The 17928-nt window shown below is 42.4% G+C and carries 17 protein-coding genes; 15 read left to right on the top strand and 2 right to left on the bottom strand.

The genetic code is table 11. The annotated features are described in order from the left end of the window. Positions 1 to 128 precede the first annotated feature (128 nt). Positions 129 to 1385 carry an NAD(P)/FAD-dependent oxidoreductase gene (locus D2U88_RS17200; RefSeq protein WP_119641742.1) on the top strand — a complete coding sequence of 419 codons (1257 nt, stop codon included), beginning with the start codon at positions 129 to 131 and terminating at the stop codon, positions 1383 to 1385. Between the two features lie 84 nt (positions 1386 to 1469). Then, positions 1470 to 2399 (top strand): hypothetical protein, encoded by a 930-nt coding sequence (locus D2U88_RS17195; RefSeq protein WP_119641741.1) that lies wholly within the window; start codon positions 1470 to 1472, stop codon positions 2397 to 2399. Here the strand turns inward: D2U88_RS17195 and D2U88_RS17190 are convergent. After that, positions 2396 to 3070, bottom strand: coding sequence for an alpha/beta hydrolase (locus D2U88_RS17190; protein WP_119641740.1), 675 nt, complete (start codon positions 3068 to 3070; stop codon positions 2396 to 2398). The two genes, D2U88_RS17195 and D2U88_RS17190, sit on opposite strands and share 4 nt — an antisense overlap. Positions 3071 to 3130: 60 nt before the next feature. On the opposite strand from D2U88_RS17190, the gene D2U88_RS17185 reads away from it, so the two are divergent. From D2U88_RS17185 to D2U88_RS17145, 9 genes are all read left to right on the top strand, one after another. Further along, on the top strand, positions 3131 to 3553 hold the full coding sequence (locus D2U88_RS17185) for a PaaI family thioesterase (RefSeq protein WP_119641739.1): 423 nt from the start codon (positions 3131 to 3133) through the stop codon (positions 3551 to 3553). A 25-nt stretch (positions 3554 to 3578) separates the two neighbouring features. Further along, positions 3579 to 4595 (top strand): chorismate-binding protein, encoded by a 1017-nt coding sequence (locus D2U88_RS17180; protein ID WP_119641880.1) that lies wholly within the window; start codon positions 3579 to 3581, stop codon positions 4593 to 4595. Between the two features lie 53 nt (positions 4596 to 4648). Then, the gene (gene menD / locus D2U88_RS17175) at positions 4649 to 6385 is read left to right on the top strand and encodes a 2-succinyl-5-enolpyruvyl-6-hydroxy-3-cyclohexene-1-carboxylic-acid synthase (RefSeq protein WP_119641738.1); all 1737 of its coding nucleotides are present in this window, start codon (positions 4649 to 4651) and stop codon (positions 6383 to 6385) included. A gap of 36 nt (positions 6386 to 6421) precedes the next feature. Further along, complete coding sequence (locus D2U88_RS17170; RefSeq protein ID WP_119641737.1) at positions 6422 to 6763, top strand: DUF2853 family protein; 342 nt, start codon at positions 6422 to 6424, stop codon at positions 6761 to 6763. 77 nt (positions 6764 to 6840) lie between these two features. Continuing rightward, positions 6841 to 7671 carry a CvfB family protein gene (locus D2U88_RS17165; protein ID WP_119641736.1) on the top strand — a complete coding sequence of 277 codons (831 nt, stop codon included), beginning with the start codon at positions 6841 to 6843 and terminating at the stop codon, positions 7669 to 7671. Positions 7672 to 7831: 160 nt separating this feature from the next. Beyond that, positions 7832 to 8431: an SPOR domain-containing protein gene (locus tag D2U88_RS17160; RefSeq protein ID WP_119641735.1), complete on the top strand. Its 600-nt coding sequence runs from the start codon at positions 7832 to 7834 to the stop codon at positions 8429 to 8431. Positions 8432 to 8433: 2 nt separating this feature from the next. After that, positions 8434 to 9342, top strand: coding sequence for a 1,4-dihydroxy-2-naphthoate octaprenyltransferase (menA, locus tag D2U88_RS17155; RefSeq protein WP_119641734.1), 909 nt, complete (start codon positions 8434 to 8436; stop codon positions 9340 to 9342). A 33-nt stretch (positions 9343 to 9375) separates the two neighbouring features. Then, positions 9376 to 10128 (top strand): LytR/AlgR family response regulator transcription factor, encoded by a 753-nt coding sequence (locus tag D2U88_RS17150; RefSeq protein WP_119641733.1) that lies wholly within the window; start codon positions 9376 to 9378, stop codon positions 10126 to 10128. 549 nt (positions 10129 to 10677) lie between these two features. Then, the gene (locus tag D2U88_RS17145) at positions 10678 to 12639 is read left to right on the top strand and encodes a sensor histidine kinase (RefSeq protein ID WP_119641732.1); all 1962 of its coding nucleotides are present in this window, start codon (positions 10678 to 10680) and stop codon (positions 12637 to 12639) included. Between the two features lies 1 nt (position 12640). On the opposite strand, the gene D2U88_RS17140 is transcribed toward D2U88_RS17145, so the two are convergent. Then, complete coding sequence (locus D2U88_RS17140; protein WP_119641731.1) at positions 12641 to 13435, bottom strand: SDR family oxidoreductase; 795 nt, start codon at positions 13433 to 13435, stop codon at positions 12641 to 12643. Between the two features lie 46 nt (positions 13436 to 13481). Here D2U88_RS17140 and D2U88_RS17135 point away from each other — a divergent pair, with 46 nt between their 5' ends. Genes D2U88_RS17135 through D2U88_RS17120 form a run of 4 tightly spaced genes read left to right on the top strand, consistent with a single transcriptional unit; the run spans position 13482 to position 17913 of the window. Beyond that, positions 13482 to 14534: an o-succinylbenzoate synthase gene (locus D2U88_RS17135; RefSeq protein ID WP_119641730.1), complete on the top strand. Its 1053-nt coding sequence runs from the start codon at positions 13482 to 13484 to the stop codon at positions 14532 to 14534. After that, complete coding sequence (locus D2U88_RS17130) at positions 14525 to 15484, top strand: CPBP family intramembrane glutamic endopeptidase (RefSeq protein WP_119641729.1); 960 nt, start codon at positions 14525 to 14527, stop codon at positions 15482 to 15484. The genes D2U88_RS17135 and D2U88_RS17130 overlap by 10 nt, the downstream gene beginning before the upstream one ends. Continuing rightward, entirely contained in the window at positions 15462 to 16535 is a 1074-nt protein-coding gene (locus tag D2U88_RS17125; RefSeq protein WP_119641728.1) for an AMP-binding protein, read from the top strand. The genes D2U88_RS17130 and D2U88_RS17125 overlap by 23 nt, the downstream gene beginning before the upstream one ends. 31 nt (positions 16536 to 16566) lie before the next feature. Further along, complete coding sequence (locus D2U88_RS17120) at positions 16567 to 17913, top strand: M24 family metallopeptidase (protein ID WP_119641879.1); 1347 nt, start codon at positions 16567 to 16569, stop codon at positions 17911 to 17913. Positions 17914 to 17928 lie beyond the last annotated feature (15 nt).

Genomic DNA, 17928 nt, shown 5'->3' with positions numbered 1-17928 from the left:
TCAAAATTTCCCAAAAATAGGTAAAACATTGCTAAAGAAAAGATAACCTTCCCATTAACTTTTTCCTGCCCATTGCGTAAATTGGCTCCTTGTTTCAAATCAACATGCAACCATAAAAATCCAAGGACATGGGCAATACGAAAAGTGTAGTCGTAGTGGGGGGCGGTATCGTCGGACTTTCCACCGCTTATTATTTACAGAAGCAAGGGCATAAGGTAACCGTTTTGGACAAATCGGACATTTCTGCTGGGGCATCTTTTGTGAATGCAGGCTACCTTACCCCAAGCCATATTGTCTCGTTAGCTGCACCTGGAATGATTTCCAAAGGACTGAAGTACATGTTCAATTCGTCCAGTCCATTTTACATGAAGCCCAGACTCGATCCCGAATTCATCAAATGGGCCTGGTATTTCAAAAAATCATCCACCAAGGAAAAGGTGGAAAAAGCGATGCCCATCATTAGGGATATTAACCTTTTAAGTCGGGAGCTTTATGAGGACATCAAGACATCAGGGGATTTGGGCGATTTTCAGATTGGTGAACGGGGATTGTTGATGGTGTACCAAACCAATGAAGCCCGTGACCATGAAATGGAAGTTTTGGTCAAAGCGGCCGGATTGGGATTGGAGGGAAGAGAATTGTCCATGGGAGAGCTGAAAGCATTGGAACCCAATGTAGACTTTAATGCCAAAGGTGCCATTCTCTGGGAATGCGACAGGCATACCACACCGCCTCAGATCATGAAAAAAATGTTGGAACACCTTATCAAAAGTGGGGTTGAAATACATAAAAATGAAGAAGTCCTGAATATTATCACTTCCGGAGGTAAAGTCACCGAAATTAAAACGGACAAGGCCAGTTATAAACCTGACGAAGTGGTCTTTGCCGCTGGATCTTGGACCGGGAAAATCTCCAAAAAGTTGAACTTGAATCTGCCATTACAAGCTGGGAAAGGGTATCGAATCAACATGGATGCCCCAACAGGCATCACCATGCCCGCCATTTTAATGGAGAAAAAGATTGCCGTGACCCCCATGGAAGGGTTTACCCGTTTTGCGGGCACCATGGAGTTTTCAGGAATCAACCACATCATCCGAAAGGAAAGGGTAGAGGCCATTGCCCAAGGGGTGGAACAATACTACCAAGGACTGCAGGTACCTGAAAAGGACAAGGAAAGTGCGCAATGCGGCCTACGTCCCGTTTCTCCCGACGGGTTACCTTACATTGGAAGACCCAAGGCATTTGATAACCTCATTGTGGCCACAGGGCACGCCATGATGGGCTGGAGCTTGGGCCCCGCCACCGGTAAGTTGGTTACAGAACTGATTTCCAGTGATAAATTATCAATGGATATCACCCCTTTTTATCCAGAACGTAAGTTTTAGCCAATAATATTTTCTTTGGGTTAAATTGGGCATAGTGTGTGCTATAAATTTTTTAGTTGCCGTATTAAGAGCTAATTTTACAGTATGAAAAGACACTACACCACCCTTTTATTTTTCTCTTTTTTTCAAGTTTTTGGAGTATGGTCCCAAGATGTCCAAATTTTCAAGGTAGAAGACTTTGATCTAAAAGGGAAAGTGAAATCGTGTCTGGTGATCACAGATTATGGGCGTGAATTTTTCGAGTTCAACGAAGAGGGCATCCTTACAAAAACCATCACCCAATATAATGATTCCGACCAGGACATCACCGATTACAGGTATAGTAACGGGGAGTTGTTGGAAAAACGCATGGAGAGTTACAAGAACAATGTGTTGGACGAATCTACTTCCATGGCCAACTTTTATACCGTGGATACAGTACCCACACGTAAAGTGGTGGAAAAGATTATTTCATACGACAAACAGTTTTTGGAAAAGGAGGAATACCAATACAATGAGGAAGGAAAACTAGTGCGTATCATCTCTTCAAACGTTGATGGGGTAGATGAGACCGCTTTTGAGTATACTCCCTATAAGAATGAATTGACCATAAGTACCTTCACCAATGGTATTTTGGAAAAATCAGTGAGAACCTCAGAAAGAAAGGGTTCGAAGGGTACCCAAAAGGTAGTCTTGACCAAGGAATATTTGGATGGTGAACCCAATACCGCTGTGGAAGAGGTTTATGGTCCCGAAGGCAAATTGTTGACCCAAGAGGATTTTTTATATGATATTGGAGAGAAGGAGTTCGTTTCGCAAAAAAAACTGTTCTATCAATACAAAGAAGGGGTGTTGCAAAAAGTGATCACCAAGACCTTGAACACGGAAGCCGTGGACGAATATATCTTTCAATTTGATAGCCATACACCAAAGAACTGGGTAAAAAAGATTATAACCCCAGATAATACGTATACCACAAGGGTCATTAAATATTATCCCGAGGAAGAAACTCCTAAAGAGAAGATTGACCGTTAATCGGCGGATGTAGAATCAGAAGGCTCTAAAAGTAACTTTCGGATAATTTTTGGTTTAACCTCATGCCCCCCTTCAAAAATGATGGTTTCTGCGTGTCCTCCGAACAAAGTTTCAATTTTGGCGTGCTCGGCTACCAATCGGTCCGGGGTCAGAAACTCGTCCTTGTCCCCATAAATGATCTTGATTTTAGTGGTATCGAAATCCAGGAATGCAAAATCATCTGCGGTAAGCTCGTTTGGGATGCCTCCGGCGTAAAGCACCACCATGTTGCAAAATAATTTCTTTCGGACCAACCAGCGTGTCAAAACCGAAACGCCTTGGGAAAAGCCAAATAAATTAAGGTTCAGGTTGTTTGGTAGGTTTTCCTCTGCTAAAACGGCATCAATATAATTGATGACATTTTCAATTTCCGCAGCAGTATTTTCCTTGGTAAGCCAACTGGCACCCACATACTTATATTCGTTTTTCAAGTAATATTTGGAAGGAGCTTGGGGAACAATGACATAATTTTCATCAGAATCCAAACTTTCAAAATATTTGACAAAATAACGGCTCAGATAACCGATTCCATGAAAGACCAACCAAACATTTTGGGTCTTTGGGGTTATTTTATTGAGTGTTAAATACGTGTTTTCAGAGGTATAGGTAACCGACTTTTCAATATTGGGCATAATCACGGGGGTTGATTAGAAATTGCCAAAGCTTTATGTAATTTTACAAAAAATACAAGAATGAACGAGCACAAAGAGAAGATTTTGGCCGTTTGCAACGAAATCTGCAAAGGCACCTTGATGGAAACACTGGACATTACGTACATCGATGTAGGTGAAAATTTTCTCTTGGCCCGAATGCCCGTAACGCCAAAGGTCCATCAACCTGACGGGGTGCTCCATGGTGGGGCATCCGTAGCGCTGGCGGAAAGTGTGGGTAGTGCGGCATCTTATATTTTTTTGGATGGCAAGGAGTTTTTTGTCCGAGGGATTGAAATTGCGGCCAATCATGTGAAATCCATTAAGGAAGGCTATGTGTACGCAAGGGCTTCCATTCTCCATAAAGGCCGTACCACCCAACTTTGGGAAATAAAGATTACCAATGAGGAGGGCGACCTCATTTCCAACTGTAAATTGACTACCATTGCTTTACCCAGAAAATAAGGAACCTGAATACATTTTTAAAAGAATGGGTTTAGGCCTGGAAATAGGACTACCCTTTGTAGCATTCAGAAAACCCAATGCACAGCTGCTCACGGCTATTTTTCAGTCCAATGCCAATTTAAATACCACCAAAGATTTTGAAGACAGCGGTTTTGTTTTTGCACCTTTTTCACTTGAGGAAGGAGTGGTCCTTATCCAACCGGATGAAGTATTTCAAACCCATGCTCATTTTGAAAGTGAAGTAAGAAACAAAGAACTTGTCATTTCCGAAGATGGACAAAAAGAGCATATCCATCTTGTGGAAAAAGGCATACAGGCCATCCAGTCGGGTGAATTGAAAAAAGTGGTTCTTTCCAGAAAAATTGATCGGAAAATTTCAAAAAATCCAATCCAGATTCTCAAAGATTTGTTGGGGAATTACCCCAATGCTTTTTGCTATTTCTTCCACCATCCCAAAGTGGGTGCCTGGTGCGGGGCCACTCCGGAGACCTTGGTCAGGACCAAGGATGGACAACTGAAAACCATGTCCTTGGCCGCTACCTTGCCCTACGAGGAAAATAAACAGCCGCAATGGGGTGCAAAAGAAATCGAAGAACAGCAAATGGTATCGGACCATATCAAGGATTCCTTAGGCAACTTGATGGAAAACCTTATCATTGAAAAAGCTGAGTCCATCAGGGCAGGGAAACTCTGGCACTTAAGATCTGAGGTCAAGGGAGTACCACTCCCCAATACCAGTCTATCGGAAATCATCAACTCTTTACATCCCACCCCGGCCGTATGCGGCATACCTACCAAGGAAGCCCAGGATTTCATCTTACAAAACGAGAATTACCAGCGTACTTTTTACACGGGTTTTTTGGGGGAATTAAACCTTTGGGCACCAAAGGAGACCTCCCTGTTCGTGAATTTGAGGTGCATGGAACTTTTGGGCGATCATGCCACCATATTCGTAGGAGGGGGCATAACCGCTAGTTCTTTCCCGGAACAGGAATGGATTGAGACACAGAACAAAAGCAAAACCATGCTCGGCATCTTGTAATAAGTTGCTTCCATGCTATGGGAATATGTTTTTCAAATGTATTTTTGTGGTCCATGATGTACTCAGATATTCCCTCTGCACAGACCTTGGTGCTGTATTTCAAATCCAAGGGAGTTAAACATATTGTCATTTCGCCTGGATCTCGGAATGCTCCGTTGACCATCAGTTTTACCAAAAACCCATTTTTCAAATGCTATAGCGTTGTGGATGAGCGTTGTGCAGCATTTTTTGCACTGGGGATGGCCCAACAATTGCAGGAACCGGTGGCGGTGGTCTGTACCTCGGGGAGCGCCCTTTTAAATTACTACCCAGCTGTGGCCGAGGCATTCTATAGTGACATTCCTTTGATCGTGGTATCAGCAGACCGCCCTGGTTATCGAATCGATATAGGGGATGGACAGACCATTCGACAAGAAAACGTTTTGGACAGGCATATCGGTTATGCGGCCAATTTAAAGCAGGATATTTCGCATGCCACCGAGAAAGTTGCCGCCTATGGCCCAAACCTGTTGGAGGAAAGCCAGGAAGCCGTTCAGGCCTTTAATGAAAACGAAATAGGAAAAGCACTGCAAACAGCTTTTCATGAAAAAGCCCCTGTCCATATCAACATACCTTTTGAGGAACCTTTGTACGGAAGGATGGAATCCCCGTCAGTGACCATAGGGAAAAGCGCGATTTCGTTTCCACCCCCCCCTGAGATCCAAAATTGGGAAGAGCTGGCCAAAATATGGCATGAAAGTCCGCGCAAAATGGTCTTGGTTGGCGTAAATCATCCCGGAACCACGGATCAAACAGTTATGGATTTATTGGCCAAAGATGGGAATACCTTGGTATTTACGGAAACCACGTCCAATCTGCACCATCCTGATTTTTTCCTGAGCATCGACAGCATTATCGCTCCCATTGAAAAATCAACAAACGTGGATGAACTGTTCAAAAAGTTACAACCCGATTTGTTGGTAACTTTCGGCGGTTTGATCGTTTCCAAAAAAATCAAGGCCTTTCTCCGAAAATACAAGCCCAAACATCATTGGCATATAGATGAAAAGAAGGCCTATAATACTTTTTATTGCCTTTCGGAACATATAAAAACGAGCCCGAATGAGTTCTTCAAGGTGTTGGGATCTTCGCAAGATACAGTGAGCGAATACAAAACGTATTGGGAAGGGGTGAAAACCCAATATGAAGAAAAACGACAGGCCTACCTAAATCAGATTCCATTTTCTGATTTTACGGTTTTTGACAAAATCATGGAAAGCATACCCAAAGGGTATCAGGTGCATCTCGCCAATAGCTCCACAGTGCGTTATGCACAGCTATTCCCCATGCACGAGTCTCTTAAAGTCTTTTGCAACCGGGGTACCAGTGGTATCGATGGTAGCTCGTCCACGGCTGTCGGGGCATCGATACACAACCCAGAGCCTACACTGTTGATTACGGGGGACCTCAGTTTCTTCTACGATAGCAATGCACTTTGGAACAATCACATACGACCCGATTTCAGGATAATCCTTATCAACAATGGGGGAGGGGGAATTTTCAGGATCTTGCCGGGCAAGGAGGACACAGTAGAATTCGAGACCTTTTTTGAGACCCATCACGATCTTTCCGCCGAGCATTTGGCCAACATGTATGGGTTTGAATATTTCAAGGCAGAAAATGAAATGGAACTTATCGGAAACCTGCAACATCTTTATGATCCATCACAAAAACCAAGGATATTGGAGATTTTCACGCCTAGGGACCTGAACAATAAAATTTTGCTTGGCTACTTCGATTTCATATCTTAGGGGCTACGCTATAAATCATAAAAACACTGATCGATCATGAGCAAAAGAGACGAGTTAATTGAAAAGTACGCAGAGGATATCAAGTCCAAATTTGGGGAGACCCCTAATATGGATCTATTGACCAAGGTTGCCGTTGGACTTGGCCCTGCCATATATAACCTGGATGCTTCCAAAGTTTCTGGATCTGACGAAAAGGAACTGGAAACCGTAAAGAACAACTTCTTGATCAAAAAATTAGGGCTTGTGGATAGTCCTGCCTTAATGGAGGGCATCAACAAAGTCATTGCCAAATACGGACAATCTGAAAAAAACAAGCATAGGGCGGTCATCTACTATATGTTGGCCAAACATTTTGGAAAGGAATCCGTTTATAATTAAAATGGTTAACCGCTTAATAAAGCTGTCCATTACGGGCGGCTTTTTTTATACACACAATTTACATCTACCTTTGTGCCATGATAAAATTAGGGGATTACAATACGCTGAAAATTGTTAGGGCTACCAGTGTCGGTCTTTTTTTGGAAGATGAAGAGGGCACGGAAATTCTTTTGCCCAACAAGTATGTCCCAGAAGATTTTAAAATCGATACCGAAATGGAGGTGTTCTGTTACTTGGACAACAGCGAACGCCCCGTTGCCACTACCTTGAAGCCGTACATATTCCGAAATGGCTTTGCCTATTTGAAGGTAGCGGAGGTAAGTGCCTATGGTGCATTTTTAGAATGGGGATTGGAAAAACATCTTTTGGTTCCCTTTAGGGAACAGGCCCAGCGCATGGAGGAAGGGAAGAAATACATGGTATATTGCTACATGGATGAGGAGAGTATGAGGCTGACAGGATCCAGTAAATTGGATAAATTTCTTGTCAATGAAGGCGCCGACTACAAACCCAATACAGAGGTGGATCTTTTGGTATACCGAAAAACCCCCTTGGGCTGGGAGGTTATAGTGGACAACAAGTACAAAGGGCTTATTTTCGACAGCGATATCTTTAAACCCGTATCGGTTGGCAGTCAAATCAAGGGCTATGTCAAGAAAGTCAGGGACGATCATAAAATTGATATTTCCCTTCAGCCCATTGGGGCCAAAATGTTGGAGCCCACTGCCAAGATCATTTTTGATAAACTGCAACAGAACAATGGTTTTTTACCCTTGCATGACAAGTCTTCACCCGAAGAAATCCAGAGCCAACTCCATTTGAGCAAGAAGGCCTTTAAAAAAGGAGTAGGCATTCTTTACAGACAGCGCAAGATCACCATTCAAGAAGATGGCATTCGATTGTTGTGAAGATCAATTCCATCAATATGTTTTTTTTTTGGTAAGTGAGTTATTTCCATACCGTTGAGTTTTTTTCTTTAACTAAATATTTTACATTTGTAGGTATACGTACCAACTTATTGATTGTTATGTATTTGTCATAACATTTAACCCATAACCCCTTGACAATATGCCTTTTATTGAAGAAAGCGATTTGTTGGACCTTCATAAGGATATAGATAAGGCCCAGATTATCAACGAACGACTACTGGATCAGATAAAGTATAAGAATAAAGATTTGCGCAAATTGAAAGTGCAAAGGAACATTCTATTGGGTTTTGTGGGATTGTTCGTCATTGGAACGTTGGCCATCACTTCCTTTACTGCCGGACTCACTAGCAAACAATCCTTCGAAAACCAAAGCAACGTATTGGTCTCCATTGACAGTTTGGATGTGATCAAGGCAAGGATCGATAACCTAAAATCACAAAATGAGGAGTTGAGTTTGGTCAAGGAATTCTATTTGGCCAAGGAGTTTCTGAACAAGGAAAAAATTTATTCCGTTCAGGTCAAATCTTTTGTGGACAACAATGTGACCTTGGCATCCGAAGCTTTGACCAACACCCTTTTTGTAAAAACAAATCCCTTTTATGCCTACTCCCTGGGTAATTTTGAAACCTTGCAGGAAGCCCAATCCTTCAGAAAGCAATTGGTACAGATGGGCTTTAAGGATGCATTTGTGGCCTCATATCAAGACGGTAAAAGAGTTAAAATAGAAGATCCTTTTTAAGCTTGGGAAATATTAAGACCTGGATACAGGCCGCTCGATTAAGAACACTTCCACTTTCCTTGTCCGGAATTATTGTAGGTGCTGCCTTGGCCAGAAAACAAGGCTTTTTTGAACTTTCCATTTTTATATTGGCACTCCTTACTACTATAGGTTTTCAGGTGACCTCCAATTTTGCCAACGACTATGGCGATGGAGTAAAAGGCACCGACAATGAAGATCGAATTGGGCCAGCAAGGGCATTGCAAAGCGGTTTACTTACTAGGGCAACGCTAAAAAAAGGTATCATCATTTCTATTGCAATTTCCATGGCTTTGGCCTTGGTGTTGGTCTATCAAGCTTTTGGATGGGAAAACCTTCCTTACATTATCCTATTTACCGTACTTGGGGTGCTGAGCATTTGGGCGGCACTCAAGTATACCATGGGCTCTAATCCATATGGATATAAGGGTCTCGGTGATCTTTTCGTGTTTTTGTTCTTTGGATTGCTTGGCGTGTTGGGAAGCATGTTCTTATTCACAAAAAGGTTAGATGGGCCATCCATTTTACCCGCAGTGGCCATTGGACTGCTATGCGTAGGAGTGCTCAATCTCAATAATTTGAGGGATGTGGTTTCCGATAAAAAACATGGTAAGAATACCTTGGTAGTTAAAATGGGGTATGAAAATGGGAAACGGTACCATTTCTTTTTGATATCTATGGCGTTGTTGCTCTTTTTGGTCTACATCGTATGGGAAGGCATCCATTGGAGCCATTCCTTTTTTATGCTTGCCTTTGTGCCTCTATTGATCCACTTGAGAAAGGTGATGTTGACCCACGAGCCGGTGAAGCTGGATGGGGAACTGAAAAAGTTGGCATTGAGTACTTTCTTACTTGCCATACTCTTCTTCATAGCTGTAAATATTTTTTTGTAAATTTGATTAACAACCAGATAAACTTAAAGGAACTTGGAACATCCAATCAAAATTCTAATCGTAGAGGACAATGTCATCATTGCGGATGACATGCAATCGATGCTCGAGGAAATTGGGTATGAGATTGTGGATAATGTCATTGTATACGAACAAGCCGTAGAGGTATTGAAGAACAACCATGTTGATTTGGTGTTGATCGATATCATCTTGGCTTCGGACAAGACAGGTATCGACCTAGGAAAACATATCAGGGAGAATTATAACATTCCGTTCATATTCGTGACCTCCAACTCCGATAGGGCCACTGTGGAGAATGCCAAAACGGTGAAGCCTGATGGTTATTTGGTAAAACCTTTTGAGCAACAAGATCTTTACACCTCTATCGAGATTGCCCTTTCCAATTTTAGCTACGCCCGAAAGGAAAACAGTAAGGAGTTTGAGGAAGCAGGAGAAAGCTTCACATCCAACTCCGTACTGAAGGATTCCATCTTTGTGAAGAAGCAACACCTTTATTACAGGATACAGTTTAAGGACATCCAGTTCATCAAGGCGGACAATGTGTATTTGGAAGTGAACACCGCAGACAAGAAATTTTTGGTTCGTTCGCCGTTAAAGGATTATCTGGAAAAATTGCCACAGAATAAATTCTATAGGGCTCATAAGTCCTATATCGTGAATGTGGATCATATTGATGCCATCAATTCAAAGGATATTGTAATCAATAACAACTTGATTCCTATTTCCAAGGACTTTAAGGAATTCATTCTTTCGTCCATGAACAGCTAGGAAAGAAAAGACCGGACATTTATTTAAAATATATTCAGAGCACCCTTTAAGGGTGCTTTTTTTATACCACAACTATTTTTAAAGAAAAAGACCACAACTTTTATGGCGTTCACAACATAAATTTCAGCATCTACGAGCATGCCCATACTTTAGCAGTGTTAATAATTCAGAAAGTAATTTTTTCATTTTCATATAGTGTTCTCGTAAAAGGGTCTTGTTTAATCGGCAAGGCCTTTTTTGATTTTGATAGCCAAGTAAACCTTGGAGAATTCCATGAAGTGCACAAAACATCGATATAATACCACTTGACATACATCGATGTACTTTTCACAACAGAATACGGGGTTTTCACAACAATAGTGAACAAGTCTGTTGTATGGAATTTAATTTTGGGACTAAACTAACGTTCTTTATATACCCCATACTTGTTTTTCAGCTGATGGTTTTCGTCTCTGAAGTGATTTGTGTATTGGGGCTATAAAGGAAAAAAGGGCACAAATAATATGGGACTGCATCCTATGGATTGTGGTTGCTATATCAAGAAAATTAATGGGACGTTACGTAAGATTTTTATTCACCACATTATATTTCGTTTTTCTTTTTCATGCCTCGGCTCAAATCTCAACTGATGAGGAACGGAGTGTGTTAAAGGAATTCCAGGATTCCAACATGCCGTCCGGCAGGTTCGATGTTTTCTTCAACTCGGTAAACCGCTACAATACCAACTCCGCGTACGATTGGTTGGATACCATCAAAATATATCTGGCGAACGCCGAAAAAACCAACGATACCATAGCATCCAAACTCTATAGGGTCATGGAGGCGCAGGTGTACAACGATTTGGGGGAATATGACAAGAGTACGGCCCTGGCCAAGGAGTTGTACGAGTCAAAGGATTCTTTGGATACCGAATCCAAAAAGATTATCCTGGACGTTTTGGACGACAATTATGCCAACCTGCAGTTGTACGACAAGCAGATTGAAATCAGGAAGAAAAAACGCGAATTGGGTATTACGGACAACGTATCCTTTTACGATATCTACAGTAACCTTGGACTGTACACAAAGGCAAGGAACCAATATATCATGGAGGTAAAGCCGACCATCGCGGATAATGACTCCTATGGTCTGGCCAAATACCACAGCAAGGTTGGAAACTATCTCAGGTTGGACAATTCTGCCCCTACGGCCTTGAGTGAGTTAAAAAAGGCCAAAGCCTACTTGGATGTGTACCTCAATGACATTTCTACCCAAAAAAGCGAATCTGATATTTTTGAAAGTGATCTTCTTAAGGCCGAAATTGAAGGGAACATTGCCAAATGTCATGTAATGCTCGGGGAGTATGAGGAAGCATTGCCCTTATTGCAGAACAGCATCGAAGTCCTGAAGACATCACCCAAGAACAGTGACCAGAGCGAAGTAGTGGAGAACACCCTGTATTTGGCCGATGCCAATCTAAAAATGGAGCACTACACAGAAGCCAAAAAATACCTGGATGTTGAATTTGATCACATAACCGTTTTTCAGGTCATTAAACGAAACAGTTTGCTGGCTGCTTATTATGACAAGGTAGAAAACTTTAGGAACGCAGCCATATACTACAAACGAAATGAAAGAATAAAGGATTCCATGTCCCAAAAGCAATCTGCCCTCATAAAGCAGCAATTGGTGACCATTGTGGCCAACGAGGATCTGGAAAACTCCCAGCGGTTGATCGATGAACAGAAAAGGATAAACGAATTGGCTCGTAGTGAAATGAAGGCCAAGGATGAGCGCATCAACCTAGTTTTCATATCGCTGATATTCACTTTGTTGGGATTTGCCGGTTTGGTATATGCCTATTTGAAGAGTATCAAGAACCAACGATTGATTGCTGAGCAAAATCACATTATTGAGAATGCTTTGATTGAAAAGGATTCTCTTTTGAAGGAAATCCATCACAGGGTAAAGAACAACCTTCAAATGGTATCCAGCTTGCTCAGTCTCCAAACCAAAAATACGAGAAGCAAGGCTGCCATTGAAGCTTTGGAAGAAGGGAAGAGTAGGGTGAAGGCCATGGCCTTGATCCATCAAAAATTGTATCAGAACGATGACCTATCCGTCATCGAAATGCAGGGCTATATCGAAAGTTTGATCAACAGTGTACAGTCCGTTTACAAAAAAGGTGGGCACAACATTAGCATTACCATAGATGCCGAAGGAACCGAATTGGATATTGATAGGGCCATTCCATTTGGATTGATTTTGAACGAACTGGTTTCCAATTCATTCAAATATGCCTTCCCGGAGAATGATGAAAATGGAAAAATTTACATCCACCTTCGCAAAAATGGGGATCAAGGCTATTTTGAATATACCGATAATGGGGTGGGACTGCCCGAAGATACCGAGGAAAGAACCCATTCCTCCATGGGAATACGCCTGATCAACCGATTGGTGAACCAATTGCAGTCCAAGCTCAACATCGACAAGCAATCCGAGGGAGTCAGGTTTTGGTTCAACTTTAGTTGAATCATCTCACTTGGCTTTTGAGAACGACCTTGTGTAGCAGTTTGGGAAAAAATCGTTTTAAGTAAGCTCCGCTTACTTCTTTACCTCCAATGTACACTTCAAATTTTCCTTTTTCTATTGCGGAAACCATCTTTTTTGCTGCTAATTTTGGGGTAATCCCATTCTGTGTGGCCGTATCGTCCGTCTTCTGGGGAGAACCATCTGCCGTAAGTGCATTTTTGGCCACATTGGTCTGTACAAAGCCAGGGCACACTAAGGTCACTTGTATGCCATCTTTCTCATGTTCCATCCTCATCACATCAAAAAAACCATGAAGGGCGTGTTTAGCCCCACAATAGCCTGAACGATAAGGAGACCCAAATTTTCCCATCAAACTGGTGACGGTAACATAATGCCCGATCCCATTGGCCAAAAAATGGGGAAGGATTGCCTTGGACAAGGCCACGGTTCCCAAATAATCAATATCAATAAGTTGTTTGTAAACGTCCAAATCCGTGTCCTTGATCAACGAACGTTGACTGATTCCCGCATTGTTGACCAAGATATCGACCTTTCCATAAAATGAGATGGCCTTTTCCGAGATTTGGACCATTTGGTCATGATCCTTAAGGTCTATGGGCAATATCGAAATATTATCGGAACCTCCACAGGCTTCCTTCACCTTGATCAAATCCGCTTCTTTCCTTGATGATAGAATAAGGTTGCAAGGATATCGGCAAAGTTCCAAAGCCAAACTTTTTCCAATGCCGGATGAAGCCCCGGTTATCCAAATTGTTTTTCCTTTGATACTTGCCATAACTTCCCTTTTAGAGGCAAAATATAGTTAAATTTGAGGGCACAGGATGAAAGCGACCTATAAAAAGTACACCCTTATTTTTAAAGTTCCCAGTGGAACCTCGCGTGGCATATTGACACAGAAGGAAACCTATTTCCTGGTTTTGCACGGTGATCATGGTTTTGGGATAGGAGAGTGTGGCCTATTAAAGGGATTGAGCATTGACGATGTCCCCGAGTACGAGCAGAAATTGGCTTGGGTCTGTAGCCATATCCATTTAGGGAAAGAACGGTTATTGGAGGAATTGATGGAATTTCCTTCCATCCAGTTTGGTCTGGAGCAGGCATTGCTTTCCCTTTCATCCAATGATCCTTTTGAACTTTTCCCTTCAGACTTTACTCAAAAAGAAGCACCCATTCCCATTAATGGATTAATCTGGATGGGTGATGAAGCTTTTATGTTATCACAATTGCAGCAAAAATTAGAGGATGGGTTCAAGTGTATCAAAATGAAGATAGGCGCCATTGATTTTGAAAAGGAGATTGCCATATTAAAATCCATTCGCGAGAATTTTGGCCCAGAGGAAATAGAGCTGCGTGTCGACGCCAACGGGGCGTTTCCTCCTGATGAAGCCATGGCAAAATTGGAACGCTTGGCAGAATTTCAATTACATTCCATAGAACAGCCCATAAAACCCAAGCAGTGGGAAGAAATGGCAAGGCTATGTGAGCAAACCCCGCTACCCATAGCTTTGGATGAAGAATTGATCGGTGTTTTTTACGTAACGGAAAAAGAAAGATTACTACAAACCATAAGACCACAATATATTATATTAAAACCTAGTTTAGTGGGTGGTTTTGCAGGGTCCAAACAATGGATCAACTTGGCGGAAAAGTACAATATAGGTTGGTGGGTCACCAGCGCGCTGGAGAGCAATATTGGGTTGAATGCCATTGCACAATGGACCTACACATTACATCCCGCCATGCCACAGGGATTGGGCACGGGAAGTTTGTACACGAATAATTTTGAGAGTCCTTTGGAGGTTTTCCAAGGTAAAGTATGTTATAACCGATCTAGGGATTGGAACCGGGAAGAAATTGAGAAAATATGTACATAGAACAAGGATATAAAGGATTTAGCGAAGGATGGCGCTACGTGGTTGGGCTTTTGATCATCTTTTTTGGCTGGCAGATATTGGGGGGGATTCCACTTGTGGCTGCTCTCTTGCTCAAATCGGACTCCATGAACCTCCCCTCGGATTATGGGGCCATGGCCAATATTTTGGGGTTGAACCTGTTTTTCCTTTTGGTACTGCTCACCTTTGTCGCGGCCATGGGGAGCCTTTGGGTTGTGGTCCGGTTCCTGCACAAGCAATCTTTTACCAGCTTCACGACCTCCCGTAAAAAAGTGGACTGGAAACGTATTCTTTTTGCATTCGGACTTTGGGGCATTGTTTCATCGGTCATGGTTGTGCTGGATATTTATCTCTCTCCAGAAAACTATGTGTTCAATTTTGAACCCATGCCATTTTTTGTCCTCTTTGTGATCTCCATCATTTTTGTACCCATACAAACCAGTTTTGAGGAATATTTTACCAGAGGGTATCTTATGCAGGGTATTGGGATTGGCTCAAAGACCAGATGGTTGCCCTTTGTCATCAGTTCATCTCTTTTTGGGCTTCTGCATATCTTCAATCCGGAAGTTGAAAAATTGGGCTATGGAATTTTGGTATTTTATATAGGCACAGGGTTTTTTTTGGGCATCTTGACCTTGATGGACGAAGGGTTGGAGCTTCCACTTGGTTTTCATGCGGCCAACAACCTTTTCACAGCACTTTTGGTCACCGCAGACTGGACCGCTTTCCATACCAATTCCATTTACAAGGATGTTTCCGATCCTGTGTTGGGGTGGGATGTTCTGGTACCTGTTTTTGTATTCTATCCCATCCTCATCCTTATTTTTTCAAAGAAGTATGGTTGGAAAAACTGGAAGGAACGACTTTTTGGAAAAGTATTGACAAAGGAAGAATTTGTAGCCCTCACTGATGGAGATTCCGATTTGGCATAACATACACCCTGATTTCAAATTAAATAGGGTAACCTACGATTGGGATGATTTGTCCGAGATAGGATACAGCCTCGTGAAGGAGGGCAATGGCCATGAAATTCCAATGGGGGATTTTTTGTTGGATTGGATATCGAACAGACCCACTTTGGAAGTGTTTACCTCAGGTTCTACTGGGAAGCCCAAAAAAATTGTACTGCACAAGGAACATATGGTCAATTCCGCCTTGGCCACTGGGGAATATTTTAAGTTACGACCCAAACAATCTGCCCTTTTATGTTTGCCTTGCACAGGTATTGCAGGAAAAATGATGTTGGTACGAGCCATGGTCCTTGGTCTGCATTTGGATGAAGTGGAACCTACATCAACCCCTTTGTCCCACAATCAAAAACAGTACGATTTTACCGCGATGGTTCCGCTACAGGTCCAAAACTCCTTGGAGGATTTGTCACGAATCAAGACTTTGATCATTGGTGGAGCCCCAGTGGATGAAAAATTGCGCTCTGAGTTGCTTAAAATTCACTTGAAGGCCTATGAAACCTATGGTATGACGGAGACCATTACCCATATAGCAGTAAAAGAAATAGTTCCTAAACCAAGCCCTTATTTTGAAACCCTTCCCCATGTTACTTTGGCAACGGATGATAGGGGCTGTTTGGTAATCGAGGCTCCCAAAATATCCGAAGAGAAAGTTGTTACCAATGATCTGGTCGAATTGGTTAGTGAAACCCGATTTAAATGGCTAGGTCGGTATGATAGTGTAATCAATTCTGGCGGCATTAAATTGATGCCAGAAACCATTGAAGCCAAGTTAGCCCCTGTCATGAATTCGCGTTTTTTTGTCACGGACGTACCCGATCAGGCGTTGGGACAAAAACTGGTACTGGTCATTGAAGGGGAGCCTACACCAAAAGAAGCACTCCTTAAACAGATTAAATCCTTAAAGGATATCTCAAAATATGAAGTTCCCAAGGAGATTTACTTTGTAAAATCTTTTGTGGAAACCACGACGCAAAAAATTCACCGAGAAAAAACAGTACAGCAAATCTTATAATTTCAGTATTTTCATAAACCAAAAATCAACCATGCGAAAAACCATTAACCTAATTCTGCTTCTTCTTCCCTTTTTTGTGATGTCACAAGAGATCCTTTCAGAAAAAGAAAGGGCTCGGGTAGCGGATGAAATATTGGAGGAGCGATTCAACCATTTGCTGCCAAAACTGATGGACGATACAGGTTTGGATATGTGGGTCGTTATTTCCAGGGAATACAATGAGGACCCCGTGATCAGGACCATGCTACCTGCCACGTGGTTGAATGCCAGAAGGCGAACCATTCTTCTGTTTTATCGAAACAAGGAAAAAAACACGATCGATAAATTGGCAGTGGCCCGTTACAATGTGGGTAAGAGTATTATATCGGCCTGGGACAAGGAAAAGGAACCCGATCAGTGGAAACGTTTGATGGAACTGATAGCGGAACGAAATCCCCAAAAAATTGGACTCAATTTTTCCAAGGACCACAATATAGCCGATGGACTGGACAAAACGGATTATGATGAGTTTATGGCCAACCTTCCCAAGAAATTCCATTCTAGGGTAGGCTCTGCTGAACAACTGGCCGTACGTTGGATTGAAACCCGTACCCCTCGGGAAATGGCCATATTTGCCCAATTGACGGATATCACCCATAGCATTGTTGCGGAAGCTTTTTCGGAAAAAGTAATTACCCCTGGCATTACCACAACAGATGATGTGGTGTGGTGGATGCGCCAAAAGGTCACCGACCTTGGGTTGGAAACATGGTTCCATCCCACTGTGGATATCCAAAGAAACAATGAAGGATTGGTAAGTCACCTGACCGCATTTTCAGCAGGTGAAGCAGAAAAAGTGATCTTACCTGGGGATTTGTTGCATTGCGACTTTGGAATTACTTACCTACGACTCAATACAGACTGCCAAGAAATGGGCTATGTTTTATTGCCAGAAGAAAGAGATGCCCCTGAATTTTTGGTAAATGCTTTGAAAGATGGCAATCGCGTACAGGATTTCTTGACACAGAACATGATCAAAGGAAAGGTGGGCAATGCTATTTTGGCCAAGGCCTTACAAGATGCCAAAGAAGCCGGTCTTCGGCCATCCATTTATACCCATCCCTTGGGAACCTATGGCCACTCAGCCGGAACCACTATTGGCATGTGGGATGCACAGGGAGGTGTCATGAAAGATGATGGGGAAAACTATCCCCTAAACCCCAACACTGCCTATGCTATAGAGCTCAATGCTACCGTGAATATCCCCGAATGGAATCGTGATATCCGCATCATGCTCGAAGAACCTGGATTTTATGGGGAAGATGGGTTTAGATACGTGAATGGAAGGCAAACTAAAATGCTTCTCATTCCAAGACCAAAACCTCAATTGGGCAACTGATTTTTTGTAACTTAG

This window comes from Flagellimonas aequoris (assembly GCF_003584165.1).
GTDB classification, from domain to species: domain Bacteria; phylum Bacteroidota; class Bacteroidia; order Flavobacteriales; family Flavobacteriaceae; genus Flagellimonas; species Flagellimonas aequoris.
Note: the sequence above shows the minus strand (reverse complement) of the source record. Positions and strands in the feature narration are given on the sequence as shown.

Excerpts from the sequence above, each read along its gene's own strand:
- D2U88_RS17160 (WP_119641735.1), top strand. The coding sequence starts at position 7,832 with ATGCCTTTTATTGAAGAAAGCGATTTGTTGGACCTTCATAAGGATATA.
- D2U88_RS17125 (WP_119641728.1), top strand. The coding sequence starts at position 15,462 with ATGGAGATTCCGATTTGGCATAACATACACCCTGATTTCAAATTAAAT.
- D2U88_RS17185 (WP_119641739.1), top strand. The coding sequence starts at position 3,131 with ATGAACGAGCACAAAGAGAAGATTTTGGCCGTTTGCAACGAAATCTGC.
- menD (WP_119641738.1), top strand. The coding sequence starts at position 4,649 with ATGATGTACTCAGATATTCCCTCTGCACAGACCTTGGTGCTGTATTTC.
- D2U88_RS17140 (WP_119641731.1), bottom strand. The coding sequence starts at position 13,435 with ATGGCAAGTATCAAAGGAAAAACAATTTGGATAACCGGGGCTTCATCC.
- D2U88_RS17180 (WP_119641880.1), top strand. The coding sequence starts at position 3,579 with ATGGGTTTAGGCCTGGAAATAGGACTACCCTTTGTAGCATTCAGAAAA.
- D2U88_RS17190 (WP_119641740.1), bottom strand. The coding sequence starts at position 3,070 with ATGCCCAATATTGAAAAGTCGGTTACCTATACCTCTGAAAACACGTAT.
- D2U88_RS17200 (WP_119641742.1), top strand. The coding sequence starts at position 129 with ATGGGCAATACGAAAAGTGTAGTCGTAGTGGGGGGCGGTATCGTCGGA.
- D2U88_RS17145 (WP_119641732.1), top strand. The coding sequence starts at position 10,678 with ATGGGACGTTACGTAAGATTTTTATTCACCACATTATATTTCGTTTTT.
- D2U88_RS17130 (WP_119641729.1), top strand. The coding sequence starts at position 14,525 with ATGTACATAGAACAAGGATATAAAGGATTTAGCGAAGGATGGCGCTAC.
- D2U88_RS17135 (WP_119641730.1), top strand. The coding sequence starts at position 13,482 with ATGAAAGCGACCTATAAAAAGTACACCCTTATTTTTAAAGTTCCCAGT.
- D2U88_RS17165 (WP_119641736.1), top strand. The coding sequence starts at position 6,841 with ATGATAAAATTAGGGGATTACAATACGCTGAAAATTGTTAGGGCTACC.
- D2U88_RS17120 (WP_119641879.1), top strand. The coding sequence starts at position 16,567 with ATGCGAAAAACCATTAACCTAATTCTGCTTCTTCTTCCCTTTTTTGTG.
- D2U88_RS17170 (WP_119641737.1), top strand. The coding sequence starts at position 6,422 with ATGAGCAAAAGAGACGAGTTAATTGAAAAGTACGCAGAGGATATCAAG.
- D2U88_RS17195 (WP_119641741.1), top strand. The coding sequence starts at position 1,470 with ATGAAAAGACACTACACCACCCTTTTATTTTTCTCTTTTTTTCAAGTT.